This is a genomic window from uncultured Streptomyces sp. (assembly GCF_947488945.1).
In the GTDB taxonomy this organism is placed as follows: Bacteria; Actinomycetota; Actinomycetes; order Streptomycetales; family Streptomycetaceae; genus Streptomyces.
Genome location: NZ_CANLBS010000003.1, coordinates 446,432 through 465,559 on the forward strand (window position 1 = coordinate 446,432; position 19,128 = coordinate 465,559).

The following is a 19,128-nucleotide window of genomic DNA, read 5'->3' on the forward strand; positions in this document are numbered from 1 at the left end:
GCAGACACGACGGTGCCGGAGAAAAAGGGCCGGGCACCGGATGCCCCGTACCTGACACAATCTCCGCATGACCACGCTCAAGTCCAAGCTCAAGGAAGACCTCACCACCGCCATGAAGGCGCGTGACGAGCTGACCTCGTCCACCCTCCGGCTGACCCTCACCGCGATCACGAAGGAGGAGGTGAGCGGGAAGACCGCCCGCGAGCTCTCCGACGACGAGGTGCAGAAGGTGATCGCCAAGGAGGCGAAGAAGCGCCGTGAGGCAGCCGAGGCGTTCGCGCAGGGCGGCCGGACCGAGCAGGCCGAGCGGGAGCGTGCGGAGGGCGAACTGCTCGACGCGTACCTGCCGAAGCAGCTCACCGACGACGAGCTGCGGGCGATCGTCGAGGCCGCGGTCGAGGAGGCGAAGGCGGCCGGTGCCGAGGGGCCGCGGGCCATGGGCGCCGTGATGAAGATCGTCAGCCCGAAGGTGGCCGGTCTCGCCGAGGGCGGCCGTGTCGCGGGCGCGGTGAAGAAGGCCCTCGCCGGCTGATCCACGGACCCGAGGGCGGTGGCCAGGCCCCCGGCGTGCGCTCCGGGCCCGGCGCACGCTCCGACCCCGGCGTACGCCCTGAGCGGCTCCCGTCCGGGGCGCACGCTCCGCCCCGGCCGTCCGGGTCCGTTCGGACGTGTGGGGCGCTCCCGGTCGTGACCGGGAGCGCCCCACACGCAGGTGCTGCGGAGGGACAGGCGCGGCTCAGGGGCCGTTGCCGCCGCCGTCCTGGCCGCCGCCGCGGCCGCCGTTTCCGTTGCCCTCGCCGAACGGCGGGAAGGAGATGCCGGGGAACGGGTCCACGTCGCCGGGCTTCGGGTCCTCGGCGTCGTCGCCCTTGTCCCGGTCCCGCTCCTTGTCCTCCTTCTCCTCCTTGGTCTTCGCGCGGGGCACGTCGACCGTGTTGAAGGAAGGGGTCTCGGAGGCGTCGAGCGCCCCCGTCATGGCGATCCGCCAGATCGGACCGGGCAGGCAGCCACCACAGACCTTGTCGTAGTACTGTCCGCCGATCGTGATGTCGTACATCGGAACCTTCTCGCCGATGTCCGCGCCCACCCAGACCGCCGTCGACAGGTTCGGGGTGTAGCCGACGAACCAGGCGTCCTTGCGGTCGTTGGTCGTACCGGTCTTCCCCGCGTTGTCGCGGTCCTGCAACCCGGCCTGGGTGCCGGTGCCGTCCTCGACCACGCCCTTGAGCATCTGGTTGATCGTGTCGGCGGTCTTCTCGCTCATCGCGCGCGAGCACGAACTCTTCGGCACGCCGAGCTTCTTGCCGTTGGCGTCCGTGATCGCTTCGATGGCGATCGGCGTGCAGTAGGCGCCGCGGTTGGCGAAGGCGGCGTAGGAGGCGGCCATGCCCAGCGGGGTGCTCTCCGTGCCGCCGAGCGTGATCGAGGGGTTCTCCTGGACCGTCTTGCCGTCGCCGCGCGCGTAGCCGAGCTTCTTCGCCATCGAGACCGTCTCGCACAGACCGGTCTTCTGCTCCAGCTTGGCGAAGTAGGTGTTGATGGACTTGCCGAGCGCGCCCGTCATGTCCCAGGAGCCCTTCTCGGTCTCCAGTTCGTTCTGCAGGTCCCAGTTGCCGCCGCCCGCCGAGTTGCCCGAGCAGCCGATGAAGGAGTTCATCGGGAGGGAGAGCTTCCAGTCGGTGGAGAACGACTGGGCCGGGCTGATGCCCTTTTCCAGCGCCGCCGCTGCGGTGATCGGCTTGAAGGTCGAGCCGACCTGGAAGCCGTAGGTGGAGCCGCCCATCTTGCTGCCGACGGCGAGGTTCAGCACCGTCTCGTTCTTCTTCGGATCCAGGCCGTACGGGCGCGACTGGCCCATCGAGAGGATCTTGCCGCTGCCGGGCTGGACCTGGACGACGGACGCCGCGACCTTGTCGGTCTTGTTGACCTTGGCGGTGGCGGCCTCGTTGGCGGCGGCCTGCGCCTGCGGGTCCAGGGTGGTGCGGATGGTCAGACCACCGAGGTTCCAGAGCTTGGCGCGCTCCTCCTCGGTCTTGCCGAAGGCGGAGTCGTTGAGGATGACCTTGCGCACGTAGTCGCAGAAGAAGCCGGCGCCGCTGACGGCGGTGATGCAACCGTTCTTCGGCGTCTTCACCTTCAGCTTGATCGGCGCAGCCATGGCCTTCTCGGCCTCGGCGGCGGAGATGGTGCCGGTGGCCTGCATCCGGGCGAGCACGGTGTTGCGGCGCTTGGTCGCCTCCTCCGTGTCGTTCACGGGGTCGTACCGGCTCGGCGACTGGACGATGCCGGCGAGCAGCGCGGCCTCCTCCAGTTTCAGGTCCTTGGCGTGCTTGGAGAAGTACCGCTGCGACGCGGCCTCCACGCCGTAGGCCTGCTGGCCGAAGAACGTGATGTTGAGGTAGTTCTCCAGGATCTTCTTCTTGCCGAGCTCTTCCTCGACCTGGATCGCGTACTTCAGCTCACGGACCTTGCGGCCCAGCGTCTGCTGGGTGGCCTGCGCGACCTTCTCCGGGTCGTCGCCGGCCTCCTCGACGAAGACGTTCTTCACGTACTGCTGCGTCAGGGTGGACGCGCCCTCCGCAGTGCCGCCCGCCTGCACGTTGCGGTTCATGGCGCGGAGGATGCCCTTGAGGTCGACGGCCCCGTGCTCGTAGAAGCGGGAGTCCTCGATCGCGACGATCGCGTCCTGCATGTACGGGGAGATGTCCTTGAGCGGGACGACGGTGCGGTCGCGCGAGTAGACCGTCGCGAGCGCGCCGCCCTCCGAGTCCAGGATGGTGGTGCGCTGGCTGAGCGGCGGAGTCTTGAGGTTGGCGGGAATCTCGTCGAATCCCTCGACGGTTCCCTTCGCGGCGAGACCGAGTGCTCCGGCGGCCGGCAGCGCGATGCCCGCCAGCACAGCTCCGGAGAGTGCGGCGACACCGAGGAACTTGGCGGCCTGCTGGGTCGTGGTGAGACCCCCGCCCGAGCGCTTGTTTGGCATGGGAGCACCCTAATCCGTTGAGCTGGGCGTTCCGGTGGAGCGGGTGTTCCTCGGGATGTTCGGGTACCAAGCCGTTACACCCGGACGCTCGGAGCGGGCGGCCGAAGGGGGTGCGGCGGGCCTTCGGCGCCGGACCCGGCGGCGTCCGGGCAGGGCGGCAGGGCACCGCTGTTCGCGCGCGGGACCGACGTTGTCATTCGCCGGACACACGCGCATGCCTTGGCCTAAGCTGCACTCAACTGTCACAGCAGTCCGGTTCGCTATCAACCCCCGCGCACAGGGTGTGTTCCCCCCACACCGTGGACGCTGCTCCGGACGATGAACGGACCATGAACACAGGTGTCCCCGAAAACGCCTGGTGTGTCATTGATCGTCCCGCGCAACACGGGTGTACTGTCCCGTTTTTGCAGAGATAGTCTCGCATGTCCTCGCATCACTCCTCTGGGTGATCTGCCGCGTACGCATAGTCCGTTCGGGCCATTCAAGATTGGGCCCGACGGGGGTGTTGTGCTGTCGCAAGCTTCCGTAACGTCCTCAACTGGCAGCGGTGAATATGCCGCTACCGCCGTGGGGGAGCCTCAATTCGGGAGAGGACGGCGCCGGCATGGGCTGGGTAACCGACTGGAGTGCGCAGGCAGCCTGCCGCACTACCGATCCGGACGAACTGTTCGTACAAGGGGCAGCGCAGAACAGGGCCAAGGCAGTGTGCACCGGATGCCCGGTGCGGACCGAGTGCCTGGCCGACGCGCTGGACAATCACGTCGAGTTCGGCGTGTGGGGCGGGATGACGGAACGGGAACGCCGCGCACTGCTGCGCCGTCGGCCCACCGTCACGTCCTGGCGACGACTGCTGGAGACCGCGCGCGGCGAGTACGAGCGGTCCATGGGTATCCTGCCCGACGTCGTCGGGCTGGACGACGACCTCGAGGAGACGTACGCCGCCGTGGGATAGGCGCACCGCCCCCACCGGGGCGGACCGGGTGTGACCGCGGCGCGTGCATGGTGCGCCGCGGGTCTCCCATGTGCGCCCCCGTGACGTACCCGCCGACGCGCGCACCCGCGCGCCCGCCCGAGGACGGCCTCGGGGTCAACTCCGCGCATACGCGGGGCAGATGCGGGCCGATCCGGTGGCGTCCGGCCGGAGCGGCCGGGCGTGGAATCACGCTGCCCCTGAGCCGGCGCCCTCCGCGAGCCGTTCGCCGACGGCGCGCAGACCGTCCAGGTCGTGCACGTCTCCGGGCAGCGCGGCGACCGCAGTCACCGCCACCTCCGGATGGAGGGCGGTGAAGCGGTCGCGGGTGGTGGCCTCGCGCGCCACGAGCTGCATCCGTTCGGCGTGCAGCCGCAGCAGACCCACCGTCAGGTCCTCGACGGCGAGGGGTCGTTCGTCGTGGGGGCCGTCCGTGGGCCCGGCGGTTCCGGGGGCCCCGGCCTGCTCCGGGGCGTCCGTCCGCTTCTTCGTGTCCGTGGTGTCCTGGCGCTCCCGGGCGTCGTCGTGCGGGTGGGATGCGGAGCCTTCCCGCGCCTCGTCGGCCCGGCTCCGGTCCTGCGGGTCCGCGGGCCCGGCGGGGGATCCGGGCGGGGCGGAGGGGGCGGACCCGGCAGTCTCGGGAGAGGGTGTTACCGACGGGTCACGAAGACCAGTCTTCCCGGCGGTCTGATCCACAATGCGGGCCGCTTCAAGATTTTCCGCGGCTGCCAGCGCCTGTTCGGCGGAGAGCCGGGACGCCTCGCTGGCGTGCGTCCGGTTGAGCACCAGACCGGCCAGCGGCATCTTCTCGGCGGCCAGCCGCTCCACGAAGTACGCGGCCTCCCGCAGCGCGTCCCGTTCCGGCGTGGCGACCACCAGGAACGCCGTCCCGGGCGCCTGGAGGAGCTTGTACGTGGCGTCCGCCCGGGTGCGGAACCCGCCGAACATGGTGTCCATCGCGGCCACGAAGGTCTGGACGTCCCGGAGGAACTGGCCGCCGAGCAGCTTGCCGAGCGTTCCGGTCATCATCGACATGCCGACGTTGAGGAACTTCATCCCGGCCCGGCCGCCGATCTTCGCCGGAGCCATCAGCATCCGGATGAAGGTGCCGTCCAGGAAGGAGCCGAGCCGCTTCGGCGCGTCCAGGAAGTCCAGTGCGGAGCGCGAGGGCGGGGTGTCGACGATGATCAGGTCCCACTCGTCGCGCGCCCGGAGCTGCCCCAGCTTCTCCATCGCCATGTACTCCTGGGTGCCGGCGAACCCGGCCGACAGGGACTGGTAGAAGGGGTTCTCCAGGATGGCGCGGGCCCGTTCCGCGTCCGCGTGCGCCTCGACGGTCTCGTCGAAGGTCCGCTTCATGTCCAGCATCATGGCGTGCAGTTCGCCGTCGCCCCCGATGCCGCCTACCCGCCGGGGCACGTTGTCGAGCTGGTCGATGCCCATCGACTGGGCGAGCCGCCGGGCCGGGTCGATGGTGAGCACGACGACCTTGCGCCCGTGCTCCGCCGCCCGCACGCCGAGGGCCGCCGCGGTCGTCGTCTTGCCGACGCCGCCCGAGCCGCAGCAGACGACGATCCGGATGCCGGGGTCCCGCAGCAGGGCGTCGGCGTCCAGAGCGGGGGGCGTCGTGCCGGCCGTCGTCATGAGACCACCTCTTCCGCCGCGCCCTGTTTGCGCAGCTCCGCGGCCAGGGTGTGCAGCGCGGCGAGGTCGACGCCGTCCCCGAGGAGCGGCAGTTCGTCCGTCGGGAGCCCGATGCCCGCCAGAGCGGCGCGCTGCTCGCGCTCCAGGGCCACCCGTTGGGCGTGCTCGGCCGCCTGGGCGACCAGCGGCCGTACGAGGGCGGCGGAACCGGTGACTCCGGCGCGGGTCATGGCCTTGGCGATCTCCTTGCGGCCCGCCCCGGACGCGGTCCGCAGGGCCTCCTCGTCCACCAGGTGCGGCCGCACCATGTTGACGACGACCCGGCCGACCGGCAGTTCGGCGGCGCGGAGCTCCGCCACACCGTCCGCCGTCTCCTGCACCGGCATCTCCTCCAGCAGCGTCACCAGATGGACCGCCGTCGCGGGGGACTTCAGCACCCGCATGACGGCCTGGGCCTGGTTGTGTATCGGGCCGATCCTGGCCAGTCCCGCGACCTCGTCGTTCACGTTGAGGAAACGGGTGATCCGGCCGGTCGGGGGTGCGTCCATGACCACGTAGTCGTAGACGAAACGACCCTGCTTGTCCTTGCGGCGGACGGCCTCGCACGCCTTGCCGGTCAGCAGCACGTCCCGGACGCCGGGGGCGATGGTGGTGGCGAAGTCGATCGCGCCGAGTTTCTTCAGCGCCCGGCCGGCGCTGCCGAGCTTGTAGAACATCTGGAGGTAGTCGAGGAGGGCGCGTTCGGCGTCGATCGCCAGGGCGCACACCTCGCCGCCCCCGGGGACGCTCGCGATGCGGCGCTCCTCGTAGGGGAGGGGCTCCGTCCCGAAGAGTTCGGCGATGCCCTGCCTGCCCTCGACCTCGACGAGGAGGGTGCGTCGCCCTCCGGCCGCGAGGGCGAGCGCGAGCGCGGCGGCGACCGTGGTCTTACCGGTACCGCCCTTGCCACTGACGACCTGGAACCTGCTCACGCCTTCGAGCCTAACCAGTCGGCCCCCGGCCTACGCATGGGACGGCACGTGCCAGGCATTACAGTCGGGGCCATGACCAAGTGGGAATACGCGACCGTGCCGCTTCTCGTGCACGCGACCAAGCAGATTCTGGACACCTGGGGCGAGGACGGCTGGGAGCTGGTCCAGGTCGTGCCCGGGCCGAACAACCCCGAGCAGCTCGTGGCCTACCTGAAGCGGGAGAAGGCGTAGTGGCGGGCGGTGTCGTCGAGGCACGCATCGCCGAGCTGGGCCTGACGCTTCCGGACGTCGTTCCTCCGCTCGCCTCGTACCAGCCGGCCGTGCAGTCCGGGGTGTACGTGTACACCTCGGGGCAGCTGCCGATGGTCGGGGGCAAGCTCCCCGTCACCGGCAAGGTCGGCGGCGAGGTGACCGCCGACGAGGCCAAGGACCTGGCCCGGATCTGCGCGCTCAACGCCCTCGCGGCCGTGAAGTCGGTGGCGGGCGACCTGGACCGGATCGCCCGGGTCGTGAAGGTGGTCGGCTTCGTCGCCTCAGCCCCCGACTTCACCGGGCAGCCCGGTGTGATCAACGGCGCGAGCGAGCTGCTCGGCGAGGTCCTGGGGGACAAGGGCGTGCACGCCCGCAGCGCGGTGGGCGTCGCGGTGCTGCCGCTGGACGCGCCGGTGGAGGTCGAGGTCCAGGTCGAGCTGGCCTGACCCACCCGCCACCATGGCGGCCTTGCCCTGGAACGGACCGCACGGACACGACGATCCCGCCCGCCCCCGCCGGGGCAGGGCGGGATCGTCGTGTCCGTCCGCCCTTTTCCGCCCGCCCTCTTCCGCCCGGCCGCCCGGAGCGCCGGTGCCCGGCACCCTCTCGAACATCGGCGCGGTTCCGGATAGCCTCCGGCCATGTCCCAAGGTCAGTGGTACCCCCCGGAGTGGCCGGAACGGATCAGGGCGCTCGCCACCGGCGAGCTGACGGCCGTCGTGCCCCGCCGCGCGGCCACCGTCATGCTGCTGCGGGACGGTGCCGCGGGCGCCGCCCCCGACGTCCACATGCTGCGCCGCCGTACCTCCATGGAGTTCGCCGGAGGCATGTACGCCTATCCGGGTGGCGGGGTCGACGCCCGGGACGACGACCGGCTCGTCGCCTGGGCAGGACCGCCCCTGAAGGAGTGGGCCGCCCGGCTCGGCGTCGGCACCGAGGAGGAGGCGCAGGCGATCGTCTGCGCGGCGGTCCGGGAGACGTACGAGGAGGCGGGGGTGCTGCTGGCCGGCCCCGGCGCGGACACCGTCGTCGGCGACACCACGGGAGAGACGTGGGAGGCCGACCGTGCCGCCCTGGTCGCCCGGGACCTGTCCTTCGCCGAGTTCCTGCGCCGCCGCCATCTGGTGCTCCGGTCCGATCTGCTGGCGGCCTGGGCGCGCTGGGTCACCCCGGAGTTCGAGCCCCGCCGCTACGACACGTGGTTCTTCGTCGCCGCCCTGCCGGAGGGCCAGCGGACCAGGAACGCCTCCACCGAGGCGGACCGCACGGTGTGGATCACGGCGGCCGGCGCCACCGCGGGCTTCGACGCGGGCGAACTGCTGATGCTGCCGCCCACCGTCGCCTCCCTGCGTGCCCTCGTCCCGTACGGGACGGTCGCCGGGGCGCTCGCGGGCGCCGAGTCGCAGGACCTGGCCCCGGTGCTGGCGGTGGCGCGCGAGGAGGGTGGCGGGCTGGTGCTCGGTTGGCCCGGACACGACGAGTTCACCATCCGTCTCGGTGCGGCGCCCGCGAGTGGTGGAGACCCGGCATGAGCGACGCCGCGAGCCTTCCCGGGCAGCCGAGGGGCGAGGTCGTCTCCGGACCGGCGACCGCCCGCGCCGTCAACGTGCTGGCGCCGAACGCGTCCGCGATGACGCTCGACGGCACCAACACCTGGATCGTCGCCGAACCGGACGCGGATCTCGCGGTCGTCATCGATCCGGGTCCGCTGGACGACGGCCACCTGCGCGCGGTGATCGACGCCGCCGCGCGGGCGGGCCGGCGGATCGGGCTCACGCTGCTGACCCACGGCCACGCCGACCACGCGGAGGGCGCGGCCCGGTTCGCCGACCTGACGCGGACGAAGGTACGGGCCCTGGACCCGGCGCTGAGGCTCGGCGACGAAGGGCTGTCCCCCGGGGACGTGGTCACCACCGGTGGCCTCGAACTGCGGGTCGTGCCGACCCCCGGCCACACTGCGGACTCGCTCTCCTTCCACCTGCCCGCCGACGGGGCGGTGCTGACGGGTGACACCGTCCTCGGCCGGGGCACGACGATGGTCGCCCACCCGGACGGGCGGCTCGGCGACTACCTCGACTCGCTGCGCACCCTGCGCTCGCTGACGGCCGACGAGGGGGTGCACACGGTGCTGCCCGGCCACGGCCCGGTGCTGGAGGACGCCCAGGGCGCGGTGGAGTTCTACCTCGCGCACCGCGCCCACCGGCTGGCCCAGGTGGAGACCGCGGTGGAGGCCGGGCTGCGCTCGCCGCAGGACGTGGTGGCCCGGGTCTACGCGGAGGTGGACCGCTCGCTGTGGCCCGCGGCGGAACTGTCGGTGCGCGCCCAGCTCGCGTACCTGCGCGAGCGCGGGTTGATCTGAGGGACCGGGACGGACCGGGACGCACCGGAGGGCCCCGCCGTCGGACGGGGCCCTCCGGTGCGTACGTACGCGGGTGGTGGCGTCAGCGGGAGCGCTTGGCCAGCCGCTCGACGTCCAGCAGGATCACGGCGCGCGCCTCCAGGCGCAGCCAGCCGCGTCCGGCGAAGTCCGCGAGCGCCTTGTTCACCGTTTCGCGGGAGGCGCCGACGAGCTGGGCCAGTTCCTCCTGCGTGAGGTCGTGGACGACGTGGATGCCTTCCTCGGACTGCACGCCGAAGCGGCGCGACAGGTCCAGCAGGGCGCGGGCGACACGGCCCGGCACGTCGGAGAAGACCAGGTCGGACATCTGGTCGTTGGTCTTGCGCAGGCGGCGGGCGACGGCGCGCAGCAGCGCGGTGGCCACCTCGGGCCGGGCGTTCAGCCAGGGTTGCAGGTCGCCGTGGCCGAGACCGAGCAGCTTGACCTCGGTCAGCGCCGTGGCGGTCGCCGTGCGCGGGCCCGGGTCGAACAGCGACAGCTCACCGATGAGCTCGCCGGGGCCGAGGACCGCCAGCATGTTCTCGCGGCCGTCGGGGGAGGTGCGGTGCAGCTTCACCTTGCCCTCGGTGACCACGTACAGGCGGTCGCCGGGGTCGCCCTCGTGGAAGAGCGCGTCTCCGCGTGCGAGGGTCACCTCACTCATCGAGGCGCGGAGCTCCGCGGCCTGCTCGTCATCGAGCGCCGCGAAAAGCGGGGCGCGCCGCAGAACGTCGTCCACGAGTTATCTCCTTGTCGGCTTGTTCCGGGAACCGTGGTCCCCATCATGCCGGACGGTAAAACAGTGCGATCAATCACAAACCAGTTTGACGCACGGACGAGGGTGCCCCGACGGCAGGGGGCCGATTGGGGGTGAGAACCCGGTGTCAGGGGCGAATGTCGGTGGGTGCCTCTAGGCTGACCGGGTGTCCAAGAACCCGGTGAGAGCGCAGGCCAAGGGTGTTGCCGAGACGCCTGCGAGTGACGATTCCGCTGTGGGCGAACAGCCCGCGCGCGGCTCCGGAGCGGCCGCGAAGAAGACCGCTGCCCCCGCCGGGCCGCGGGCGAAGGGCGCGAAGGCGAAGAAGGCCACGGGCGCGGCGGGAGCAGCGGCAGCAGGCCGCGGTGCGAAGCCCGAGTCGCACCTCGCGATGGTGCGCCGGGCCCGCCGCATCAACCGCGAGCTGGCCGAGGTGTACCCGTACGCCCACCCGGAGCTCGACTTCCGCAACCCCTTCGAGCTGCTCGTCGCGACGGTCCTCTCGGCCCAGACGACCGACCTACGGGTCAACCAGACCACCCCCGCGCTCTTCGCGGCCTTCCCCACCCCCGAGGACATGGCGGCGGCCGTGCCCGAGGAGATGGAGGAGCTGATCCGGCCGACCGGGTTCTTCCGCGCCAAGACCAAGTCGCTGCTCGGCCTCGCGGCGGCGATCCGGGACGACTTCGGGGGAGAGGTGCCGGGCCGCCTGGAGGACCTGGTCTCGCTCCCCGGAGTCGGCCGCAAGACCGCCAACGTCGTCCTCGGCAACGCCTTCGGCGTCCCCGGGATCACCGTCGACACCCACTTCGGCCGGCTCGTGCGCCGCTGGAAGTGGACCGACGAGGAGGACCCGGTGAAGGTCGAAGCGGTGGTCGCGGACATCTTCCCCAAGAGCGAGTGGACGATGCTCTCGCACCGCGTCGTCTTCCACGGCCGCCGGATCTGCCACTCCCGCAAGCCGGCCTGCGGGGCCTGCCCGATCGCCCCGCTCTGCCCCTCCTACGGCGAGGGCGAGACCGATCCGGAGAAGGCGAAGAAGCTGCTGAAGTACGAGATGGGCGGATACCCGGGACAGCGGCTCAGCCCGCCGCCCGACTATCCGGGCAAACCGGCGCCCGCGCTGGGAGCCGAGTGAGACGGCCCCCGCCGGGAATCGGTGAGGAGTCGGAACGACGTGGAACGGCACGGAACGAGATGACGGACGACAGGCGTGCGGAGACAGCGGGGGCGCCCATGACGCACGTGCGGACCGACGTCCCCGTGACCACCGAAGGGCTGCCCGGATGGCTCGGCCCGGTCGCCGAGGCGGCCCGTACGGTCGAGCCCGGGCAGCTCAGCCGCTTCCTCCCGCCCGAGGACGGCGGCGGCCGGCAGTCCGCCGTGCTGATCCTCTTCGGCGAGGGCGAACGCGGCCCGGAACTCCTTCTGATGGAGCGGTCGGGCACACTGCGCGCGCACGCCGGGCAGCCCTCCTTCCCCGGCGGGGCGCTCGATCCGGAGGACGGCGACCCGGCGACGAGCGGCCCGCTGCGCGCCGCGCTGCGGGAGGCCGAGGAGGAGACGGGTCTCGATCCGCGCGGTGTCCAGCTCTTCGGCGTGCTGCCTCGGCTCTACATCCCGGTGAGCGGGTTCGTGGTCAGCCCGGTCCTGGGCTGGTGGCGGGAGCCGAGTCCGGTCGCAGCGGTCGATCCGGCCGAGACCGCGCGGGTCTTCACCGTTCCCGTCGCCGATCTCATCGATCCCGCGCACCGCGTCACGACGGTGCACCCCAGCGGGCACGCAGGCCCGGCATTCCTGGTCGAATCCGCCCTCGTATGGGGCTTCACGGCCGGGGTGATCGACAGGATTCTGCACTACGCAGGCTGGGAACGCCCTTGGGACAGGACCAAGCAGGTGCCGCTCGACTGGCGCGCATGACAGGCTGGATCCTCTGCTGCGCTGTTCCGGGCCGTGCCGGCCGGACCCCGTCGCCCGACGGGCCAGGTGACGAATCTGCGAGGCTATAGACGGTGAACGTGCTGGACATCCTGCTGTTGCTCGGTGCCGTGTGGTTCGCGGTCATCGGCTACCGCCAGGGCTTCGTCGTCGGCATCCTGTCCGTGATCGGGTTCCTGGGCGGCGGCCTCGTAGCCGTCTACCTGCTGCCCCTCATCTGGGACCGGCTGACCGACAATTCCGAGGTCTCCACCACGGCCGCGATCGTCGCCGTCGTCATCGTGATCGTGTGCGCCTCCGTGGGCCAGGCGTTCACCACCCACCTGGGCAACAAGCTCCGCCGCCACATCACCTGGTCGCCCGCGCGCGCCCTCGACGCCACCGGCGGCGCCCTCGTCAACGTGGTCGCGATGCTCCTGGTCGCCTGGCTCATCGGTTCGGCGCTCGCCGGAACCTCCCTGCCCACCCTGGGCAAGGAGGTGCGCAGTTCCTCCGTGCTCCTGGGCGTCTCCCGGGTGATGCCCCCACAGGCGTCCACGTGGTTCACCGACTTCTCCTCGGTACTCGCGCAGAACGGTTTCCCGCAGGTCTTCAGCCCCTTCGCCAACGAACCCATCACCGAGGTGAAGGCCCCCGATCCGGCGCTGGAGGGCAGCGCCGTGGCGGCCCGCGCCAAGAAGTCCATCGTCAAGGTGGTCGGTACGGCTCAGAGTTGCGGCAAGGTCCTCGAAGGCACCGGCTTCGTCTTCGCCGACCGCCGGATCATGACCAACGCCCACGTCGTCGGCGGCGTCGACGAGCCGACCGTGCAGATCGGCGGCGAGGGCCGGCTCTACGACGCCAAGGTCGTCCTCTACGACTGGCAGCGCGACATCGCCGTCCTGGACGTGCCCGGCCTGAAGGCCACCCCGCTGCGGTTCACCGAAGCGGACGCGGAGACGGGCGACAGCGCGATCGTGGCCGGGTTCCCGGAGAACGGCGCCTACGACGTCCGCTCCGCCCGGGTCCGTGGCCGGATCGACGCCAACGGCCCCGACATCTACCACCGGGGCACCGTACGGCGCGATGTCTACTCCCTCTACGCCACCGTGCGTCAGGGCAACTCCGGCGGCCCGCTCCTCACCCCGGAGGGCAAGGTCTACGGCGTCGTGTTCGCCAAGTCCCTGGACGACCCCGACACCGGTTACGCCCTCACGGCCGACGAGATCCGGACGGACATCGAGAACGGCCGCACGGCCGCACAGGAAGTGGACAGCCAGGGCTGCGCGCTCTGACACCCCGTGGGGTACGCCTGTCGCCCGTGGGTACACCTGACACCCGGCCCGCCCCCTGGGCGCGTCGGGCACGCCGACGGGCACGGAGGACACGCCGGGGCGTGCCGACGGGACCGGACCGAAAGGGATGTGCCCCTGGGTCCGGCGCCGGTGAAGTGGTGGTGGCGCGGCCTCAGCCGCGGGGATGACGCAGCCGCGCCGATACCCAGCGCGCCCTGCGGCGAAGGATGTGCGGGATTCCGAGCCGAGGATCGTGGAGCTCCTGCATATGGTGCACCCGGCCCGTCGGGCCGCCCCCCTCATGAGTGCTCACACCTGCCGTAGCGGTCGAGCGGCGATTGCGTGCTGCGTCACTGAAGTCGTGCGTCCAGCCCATACCCCGACGTCTGCCCGTGACACGTGGTCGGTAATCGTGCGGGAGTCAGCCAATCGGCCTATGCGCGGGGCACGTGGCTGTTCGTCGGACAACAGTGCGTTCCGGGCTACCGATCGGGCTCGGGATCCTTGAGCCAGTTGATGAGTTCGGTCGAGAACGCGACCGGATCCTCCTCGTGCGGGAAGTGCCCGAGACCGTCGAAAAGTCGCCACCTGTACGGAGCCTCGACGTACTCGCCGGACCCCGCCGAACTGCGGGTGCGGACCGCCGGATCGAGTGAACCGTGCAAGTGCAGGGTCGGCACCCGGACCGGCCGCTTCATCCGCCGGTTGAACTGGATCCCGTCGGGCCGTCCCATCGATCGCACCATCCACCGGTACGGCTCGATCGAGCAGTGCGCGGTGGACGGGACGCACATGGCCCGCCGGTACACGGCCACGGCCTCCTCGTCGAGGAAGTCGTCGGCGCCCGGACCCGCCCACTCCTGGATCAGACGCCCCACCAGGGCCCCGTCGTCCGCGACCAGCTGACGCTCCGGCAGCCAGGGGCGCTGGAAGCCCCAGACTGCCGAACCGGCCCGGGACTGTGCGAAGTCGGAGAGCATCGCCGAACGCCAGCGCCGGGGGTGCGGCATGGACGACACCGCGAGTCGGCGCACCAGCTTCGGGCGCATCACCGCCGCCGTCCAGGCGAGATAGCCGCCGAGATCGTGGCCCACCAGCGCCGCGTCCGGCTCGCCGAGCGAGCGGATGACGCCGGTGACGTCGAGCGCGAGGTTGGCGGGGTCGTAGCCCCGGGGCGTACGGTCGCTGCCGCCCACGCCGCGCAGGTCCATCGCGACCGCGCGGTAACCGGCGTCGGCCAGCGCGGTGAGCTGGTGGCGCCACGTCCACCAGAACTGCGGGAAGCCGTGCAGGAGCAGGACCAGCGGCCCGTCGCCGAGTTCGGCGATGTGGAAGCGGGCGCCGTTGGCCGCCACGTCCCGGTGCGTCCACGGGCCGTCGAGCCGTACGGGGCCGCCGGACACGGCGGGGCCCGTGGACCCGCTCGGGGTCACGGGCCCCGCCGGGTGCGTGGGGCGCTCGTCGCCGGTGGTGCCGACGGGGAGGGCCGAGCCTGCCGGTCCGGCGGAGTCCGCCGTGCCGGATGCGCTGCTTTCTGGGACGGTCATGCGGACGAGCGTGCCACAGCCGACGCCTCGTCCCGGACCGGCCGACTCTCGATGGCCTTGTCGCTGAGCGTGCTGCCGGCGACCGCCGGGCGTCCCGCCGGGGCGGTGACGGCCGGGCGGGGGTGCGGCTTGACGCCCTGGAGCACCGACGCGGTCTGCTTGGCCGAGGCGATCGACTTCTCCGGCGGCTTGACCTTCTTGAACTTGGCGACGGCGAACAGGGCGAGGAGCAGGCCCAGCAGGATGAACGCCCCGCCGACGATCAGGAAGGACCAGGCGAGGCCGAGTCCCAGATTGTGGATTCCGTACGCGGCGGCGAAGCTCAGCACGGGGATCGCGAACAGCAGCAGCACGCCGGCGACGATGCCGGCCGCGCTTCCGATCACCCCGCGCTTGACGTCCTGCCTCACCTCGGCCTTGGCCAGGGCGATTTCGTCGTGCACCAGTGCGGACATCTCGGCCGTCGCCGAGGCGACCAGCTGTCCCAGACTGCGGTCGGCGTTGCCCGCGTACATGCCGGGGTCGCTCATCCTGACTCCCTCTCGTCTTCTACGCGTCCGTCTTCAACACGTCCGGTGTCAGATCATGCCGGACTGTCCGGCTTGTTGCTCGCTGCCCCCGCCCGTTCGGCGAGGGCACGGTGTTCGGCCGCCTTCCGTTCGTGGATCGCGGCCATCCGCAGGTGGTGTGCGGGGTCGTTCCGCTCGTAGACGTCCGGTACACCCGACTCGTCCTCGTCGCGTTCCGCCTCTTCCTCCAGCCTCCGGTACTCACGTACCCGCAGCCGTAGCAGTACACCGGAGACGACGGCCGCGATCAACGAACCGATCAGGACGGCGGCCTTCACTTCGGCCGCGGTCCGGGGGTCGTCCTCGAAGGCGAGCTCACCGATCAGCAGGGAGACGGTGAAGCCGATCCCGGCGAGCGAGGCCACCGCGAAGACGTCCGCCCAGACCAGCCCGGGGCTCAGTTCCGCCCGGGTGAACCGGGCGACGAGGTAGGAGCCGCCGAAGATGCCGAGGGCCTTCCCGACGACGAGACCGAGCACCACACCGAGCGTCTCGGGGCGGGTGAAGACGTCGGCCAGCATCCCGTCGCGCATCGACACCCCGGCGGAGAAGAGGGCGAAGAGCGGGACCGCGACCCCGGCCGACAGGGGGCGGAGCAGGTGCTCCATGCGTTCGCCCGGAGAATGCTCCTCGCCCTCGCGCCGGCTGCAGCGCAGCATCAGGCCCATGGCCACACCGGCGATCGTGGCGTGGACGCCGCTGTTGTACATCAGCCCCCACACGGCGAGCGCCAGCGGGACGTAGACGTACCAGCCGCGCACCCCGGCCCGGAGCAGCAGATGGAAGACGAGCAGGCCGAGGGCGGCGCCCCCCAGTGCCAGGAAGTCGAGGTCGTCGGTGAAGAAGACGGCGATGATCAGGATCGCGAACAGGTCGTCGACCACCGCGAGGGTGAGCAGGAAGGCGCGCAGGGCCGGGGGCAGCGAGGCGCCGATGACGGCGAGGAAGGCGAGGGCGAAGGCGATGTCGGTGGCGGTGGGGACCGCCCAGCCGGTCAGGGAACCGCCGCCCAGCAGGTTGGTCAGCAGGTAGACGAGGGCGGGGACCACCATGCCGCACAGGGCGGCCACCACCGGCAGCGCGGCCGCCTTACGGTCCCGGAGTTCGCCGGCGACCAGTTCCCGCTTCAGTTCGACGCCGGCGACGAAGAAGAAGACGGCGAGCAGACCGTCGGCGGCCCAGTGCGCGACGGAGAGGTCGAGGCCCAGCGCCGCGGGGCCGAAGTGGAAGTCGCTGACCGCGGCGTAACTCGATCCGGAGACGTTGGCCCAGACGAGTGCGGCGACGGCGGCGAAGAGCAGGATGACACCGCCGACGGTCTCGGTCCGCAGGGCCTGTGCGAGCTGGTTGCGCTCGGGGAGCGGCAGCAGGCCGAAGACGACCCGAGGACGGGAGGGCGGAGCGGGAGAGGGGGCGGACACGGGTGAACCTCCGGCGGGGTCGGCGACGGCATGACTGATCGGCTCGCCGACCAGACTTCCCGGCACCCCTATGGATCTCGCGTATGAAGTTCTCCCCGGGCGCCCGGCTTCGGCCGGTGCCCTGCGGGTCGCGCCGTGGTGGCCGCGCCGTCCCACTCTACGGGGACGGCGCGGGGCGCGTGCGGGCTCACCGGTGGCCGGCCGCCCGTGGGCGGGTGCGCGTACGCCGATGGGGCGCACGGGATGCCGTGCGCCCCATCGGGCCGTGTTCACCGTCGGGCGGTGGCCACCGTCGAGCCGTGTTCACCGTCGTCCCGTGTCGCAGTCGGCGGTGAGCGCCTTCGGACGGTTCTCCGGCGGACGGTTCTCCGGTCCGGCGTCCGGGTCAGTCGTCCGAGGACGCGGCCGGGAGCTGGGTCTGGATGAGCGCCATGACGGAGGAGTCCGTCAGGGTGGTGACGTCGCCGAGTTCGCGGTTCTCGGCGACGTCGCGGAGCAGTCGCCGCATGATCTTGCCGGAGCGGGTCTTGGGCAATTCGGCGACCGGAAGTACCCGCTTGGGCTTGGCGATCGGGCCGAGGGTCGCGCCGACGTGGTTGCGCAGTTCGGCGACCAGTTCGTCGGAGGTGGTGGCGGTGGAGCGCAGGATCACGAACGCGACGATGGACTGGCCGGTGGTCTCGTCGTCGGCGCCGACCACGGCCGCCTCGGCGACGGCGGGGTGCGAGACCAGTGCCGACTCGACCTCGGTGGTGGAGATGTTGTGGCCGGACACGAGCATGACGTCGTCGACCCGGCCGAGCAGCCAGATGTCGCCGTCCTGGTCCTTCTTGGCTCCGTCGCCGGCGAAGTACTTGCCTTCGAAGCGGGACCAGTAGGTGTCGATGAACCGCTGGTCGTCGCCCCAGATGGTACGCAGCATCGACGGCCACGGCTCGGTGAGGACGAGGTAGCCGCCCCCGCCGTCCGGGACCTCGTTGGCCTCGTCGTCGACGACGGTGGCGGAGATGCCGGGCAGTGCGCGCTGGGCGGATCCCGGCTTCGTCGCGGTGACGCCGGGCAGCGGCGAGATCATCATCGCGCCGGTCTCGGTCTGCCACCAGGTGTCCACGATCGGGCACCGGTCCGCTCCGATGTGCTTGCGGTACCACATCCAGGCCTCGGGGTTGATCGGCTCACCGACCGAACCGAGGACCCGCAGGCTGGAGAGGTCGAACTTCGCGGGGATGTCGTCGCCCCACTTCATGAACGTCCGGATGGCCGTGGGCGCGGCGTAGAGGATCGTGACGCCGTACTTCTGCACGACCTCCCAGAACCGGCCCTGGTGCGGGGTGTCCGGGGTGCCCTCGTACATGACCTGGGTGGCGCCGTTGGCGAGCGGTCCGTAGACGATGTACGAGTGGCCGGTGACCCAGCCGATGTCGGCGGTGCACCAGTAGACGTCGGTCTCCGGCTTGAGGTCGAAGACCGCGTGGTGGGTGTACGCGGCCTGGGTGAGGTAGCCGCCCGAGGTGTGCAGGATGCCCTTCGGCTTACCCGTGGTGCCCGAGGTGTAGAGGATGAACAGGGGCTGCTCGGCGTCGAAGGCCTCCGGGGTGTGCTCCGCGGACTGGCGGCCCGTGACCTCGTGCCACCAGACGTCCCGGCCGTCGGTCCAGGTGGTGTCCTCGCCGGTGCGGCGCACGACCACGACATGCTCGACCGACGGGATGCGGGCCACCGCGTCGTCGACGGCCGGCTTTAGCGCGGTGGGCTTGCCGCGTCGGTAACCGCCGTCGGCGGTGATGACGATCTTCGCGTCCGCGTCCTCGATGCGGGTGGCGATCGCGTCGGCCGAGAAACCGCCGAAGACCACGGAGTGCGCGGCGCCGATGCGGGCGCAGGCCAGCATGGAGATGGCCGCCTCGGGGATCATCGGCAGGTAGATCGCGACCCGGTCGCCCTTGGCCACCCCCAGTTCCAGCAGGGCGTTGGCGGCGCGGGAGACTTCGTCCTTCAGCTCCGCGTACGTGATCGCGCGGCTGTCGCCGGGCTCGCCCTCGAAGTGGATGGCGACCCGGTCGCCGTTGCCCGCCTCGACATGGCGGTCCACGCAGTTGTACGCGACGTTCAGCTTGCCGTCGGCGAACCACTTCGCGAACGGCGGATTGCTCCAGTCGAGCGTCTCCGTCGGCTCGGTGGCCCAGGTCAGGCGGCGGGCCTGCTCGGCCCAGAAGCCCAGCCGGTCCGCGGCTGCCTGCTCGTACGCCTCCGCCGTGACATTGGCGTTCGCGGCCAGATCGGCGGGCGGCTCGAACCGCCGCTCCTCGCGAAGCAGATTGGCCAGGCTTTCGTTGCTCACTACATCTCCCGTTCCCAGGGTGACGGTTGTGTCCCGTGGCATAGCTCATCAGGCGACAGGCCGGGTGACAAGTGTCCACCGGCA

At 71.3% G+C, this 19,128-nt stretch carries 18 protein-coding genes; 9 read left to right on the top strand and 9 right to left on the bottom strand.

What is annotated here, in order from left to right; translation table 11 throughout:
* Window positions 1–67: 67 nt before the first annotated feature.
* Complete coding sequence (locus tag Q0994_RS06415; protein ID WP_299530112.1) at window positions 68–532, top strand: GatB/YqeY domain-containing protein; 465 nt, start codon at window positions 68–70, stop codon at window positions 530–532.
* Between the two features lie 204 nt (window positions 533–736).
* Here the strand turns inward: Q0994_RS06415 and Q0994_RS06420 are convergent, their stop codons facing one another.
* Window positions 737–2,983, bottom strand: a complete 2,247-nt coding sequence (locus Q0994_RS06420; RefSeq protein WP_299530114.1) for a transglycosylase domain-containing protein — start codon at window positions 2,981–2,983, stop codon at window positions 737–739.
* A gap of 604 nt (window positions 2,984–3,587) precedes the next feature.
* On the opposite strand from Q0994_RS06420, the gene Q0994_RS06425 reads away from it, so the two are divergent.
* The gene (locus Q0994_RS06425; protein WP_299530116.1) at window positions 3,588–3,935 is read left to right on the top strand and encodes a WhiB family transcriptional regulator; all 348 of its coding nucleotides are present in this window, start codon (window positions 3,588–3,590) and stop codon (window positions 3,933–3,935) included.
* 207 nt (window positions 3,936–4,142) lie between these two features.
* Here the strand turns inward: Q0994_RS06425 and Q0994_RS06430 are convergent, their stop codons facing one another.
* The gene (locus Q0994_RS06430) at window positions 4,143–5,597 is read right to left on the bottom strand and encodes an ArsA family ATPase (protein WP_299530118.1); all 1,455 of its coding nucleotides are present in this window, start codon (window positions 5,595–5,597) and stop codon (window positions 4,143–4,145) included.
* On the bottom strand, window positions 5,594–6,568 hold the full coding sequence (locus Q0994_RS06435; RefSeq protein ID WP_299530120.1) for an ArsA-related P-loop ATPase: 975 nt from the start codon (window positions 6,566–6,568) through the stop codon (window positions 5,594–5,596). Before Q0994_RS06435 ends, Q0994_RS06430 begins: the two co-directional genes overlap by 4 nt.
* A 72-nt stretch (window positions 6,569–6,640) precedes the next feature.
* Between Q0994_RS06435 and Q0994_RS06440 the strand changes: the two genes are divergently transcribed.
* The 4 genes from Q0994_RS06440 (at window position 6,641) to Q0994_RS06455 (ending at window position 9,179) form a co-directional block, all read left to right on the top strand.
* On the top strand, window positions 6,641–6,799 hold the full coding sequence (locus tag Q0994_RS06440) for a DUF4177 domain-containing protein (RefSeq protein ID WP_003967454.1): 159 nt from the start codon (window positions 6,641–6,643) through the stop codon (window positions 6,797–6,799).
* Window positions 6,799–7,266, top strand: a complete 468-nt coding sequence (locus Q0994_RS06445; RefSeq protein WP_299530182.1) for a RidA family protein — start codon at window positions 6,799–6,801, stop codon at window positions 7,264–7,266. The genes Q0994_RS06440 and Q0994_RS06445 overlap by 1 nt, the downstream gene beginning before the upstream one ends.
* A gap of 195 nt (window positions 7,267–7,461) precedes the next feature.
* Window positions 7,462–8,352: an NUDIX hydrolase gene (locus Q0994_RS06450; RefSeq protein WP_299530184.1), complete on the top strand. Its 891-nt coding sequence runs from the start codon at window positions 7,462–7,464 to the stop codon at window positions 8,350–8,352.
* The gene (locus tag Q0994_RS06455; protein ID WP_299530186.1) at window positions 8,349–9,179 is read left to right on the top strand and encodes an MBL fold metallo-hydrolase; all 831 of its coding nucleotides are present in this window, start codon (window positions 8,349–8,351) and stop codon (window positions 9,177–9,179) included. Before Q0994_RS06450 ends, Q0994_RS06455 begins: the two co-directional genes overlap by 4 nt.
* Before the next feature lie 82 nt (window positions 9,180–9,261).
* Here the strand turns inward: Q0994_RS06455 and Q0994_RS06460 are convergent, their stop codons facing one another.
* Window positions 9,262–9,936: a Crp/Fnr family transcriptional regulator gene (locus tag Q0994_RS06460; RefSeq protein ID WP_014046869.1), complete on the bottom strand. Its 675-nt coding sequence runs from the start codon at window positions 9,934–9,936 to the stop codon at window positions 9,262–9,264.
* Between the two features lie 184 nt (window positions 9,937–10,120).
* Between Q0994_RS06460 and nth the strand changes: the two genes are divergently transcribed.
* From nth to Q0994_RS06475, 3 genes are all read left to right on the top strand, one after another.
* Entirely contained in the window at window positions 10,121–11,092 is a 972-nt protein-coding gene (gene nth, locus Q0994_RS06465; RefSeq protein WP_299530213.1) for an endonuclease III, read from the top strand.
* A gap of 98 nt (window positions 11,093–11,190) precedes the next feature.
* Window positions 11,191–11,874 carry a CoA pyrophosphatase gene (locus Q0994_RS06470; RefSeq protein ID WP_299530215.1) on the top strand — a complete coding sequence of 228 codons (684 nt, stop codon included), beginning with the start codon at window positions 11,191–11,193 and terminating at the stop codon, window positions 11,872–11,874.
* A 92-nt stretch (window positions 11,875–11,966) separates the two neighbouring features.
* The gene (locus tag Q0994_RS06475) at window positions 11,967–13,166 is read left to right on the top strand and encodes a MarP family serine protease (RefSeq protein WP_299530217.1); all 1,200 of its coding nucleotides are present in this window, start codon (window positions 11,967–11,969) and stop codon (window positions 13,164–13,166) included.
* A gap of 172 nt (window positions 13,167–13,338) precedes the next feature.
* On the opposite strand, the gene Q0994_RS06480 is transcribed toward Q0994_RS06475, so the two are convergent.
* The 5 genes from Q0994_RS06480 to acs form a co-directional block, all read right to left on the bottom strand.
* The gene (locus Q0994_RS06480; RefSeq protein ID WP_299530219.1) at window positions 13,339–13,542 is read right to left on the bottom strand and encodes a hypothetical protein; all 204 of its coding nucleotides are present in this window, start codon (window positions 13,540–13,542) and stop codon (window positions 13,339–13,341) included.
* Between the two features lie 106 nt (window positions 13,543–13,648).
* Entirely contained in the window at window positions 13,649–14,713 is a 1,065-nt protein-coding gene (locus tag Q0994_RS06485) for an alpha/beta fold hydrolase (protein WP_299530221.1), read from the bottom strand.
* The gene (locus tag Q0994_RS06490; protein WP_299530223.1) at window positions 14,710–15,243 is read right to left on the bottom strand and encodes a phage holin family protein; all 534 of its coding nucleotides are present in this window, start codon (window positions 15,241–15,243) and stop codon (window positions 14,710–14,712) included. The genes Q0994_RS06485 and Q0994_RS06490 overlap by 4 nt, the downstream gene beginning before the upstream one ends.
* Window positions 15,244–15,296: 53 nt before the next feature.
* Window positions 15,297–16,703 (bottom strand): Na+/H+ antiporter NhaA, encoded by a 1,407-nt coding sequence (nhaA, locus tag Q0994_RS06495; RefSeq protein ID WP_299530225.1) that lies wholly within the window; start codon window positions 16,701–16,703, stop codon window positions 15,297–15,299.
* Between the two features lie 385 nt (window positions 16,704–17,088).
* A complete protein-coding gene (gene acs / locus Q0994_RS06500; RefSeq protein WP_299530227.1) occupies window positions 17,089–19,086 on the bottom strand; it encodes an acetate--CoA ligase in 1,998 nt (665 codons plus the stop codon).
* Window positions 19,087–19,128: the final 42 nt, after the last annotated feature.

What these genes read in the sequence shown, in the direction of transcription:
- Q0994_RS06440 (WP_003967454.1), top strand. Translation starts at nt 6,641, where the DNA reads ATGACCAAGTGGGAATACGCGACCGTGCCGCTTCTCGTGCACGCGACC.
- Q0994_RS06455 (WP_299530186.1), top strand. Translation starts at nt 8,349, where the DNA reads ATGAGCGACGCCGCGAGCCTTCCCGGGCAGCCGAGGGGCGAGGTCGTC.
- acs (WP_299530227.1), bottom strand. Translation starts at nt 19,086, where the DNA reads ATGCCACGGGACACAACCGTCACCCTGGGAACGGGAGATGTAGTGAGC.
- Q0994_RS06470 (WP_299530215.1), top strand. Translation starts at nt 11,191, where the DNA reads ATGACGCACGTGCGGACCGACGTCCCCGTGACCACCGAAGGGCTGCCC.
- Q0994_RS06425 (WP_299530116.1), top strand. Translation starts at nt 3,588, where the DNA reads ATGGGCTGGGTAACCGACTGGAGTGCGCAGGCAGCCTGCCGCACTACC.
- Q0994_RS06420 (WP_299530114.1), bottom strand. Translation starts at nt 2,983, where the DNA reads ATGCCAAACAAGCGCTCGGGCGGGGGTCTCACCACGACCCAGCAGGCC.
- Q0994_RS06450 (WP_299530184.1), top strand. Translation starts at nt 7,462, where the DNA reads ATGTCCCAAGGTCAGTGGTACCCCCCGGAGTGGCCGGAACGGATCAGG.
- Q0994_RS06490 (WP_299530223.1), bottom strand. Translation starts at nt 15,243, where the DNA reads ATGAGCGACCCCGGCATGTACGCGGGCAACGCCGACCGCAGTCTGGGA.
- Q0994_RS06415 (WP_299530112.1), top strand. Translation starts at nt 68, where the DNA reads ATGACCACGCTCAAGTCCAAGCTCAAGGAAGACCTCACCACCGCCATG.
- Q0994_RS06480 (WP_299530219.1), bottom strand. Translation starts at nt 13,542, where the DNA reads ATGGGCTGGACGCACGACTTCAGTGACGCAGCACGCAATCGCCGCTCG.
- Q0994_RS06485 (WP_299530221.1), bottom strand. Translation starts at nt 14,713, where the DNA reads ATGACCGTCCCAGAAAGCAGCGCATCCGGCACGGCGGACTCCGCCGGA.
- Q0994_RS06430 (WP_299530118.1), bottom strand. Translation starts at nt 5,597, where the DNA reads ATGACGACGGCCGGCACGACGCCCCCCGCTCTGGACGCCGACGCCCTG.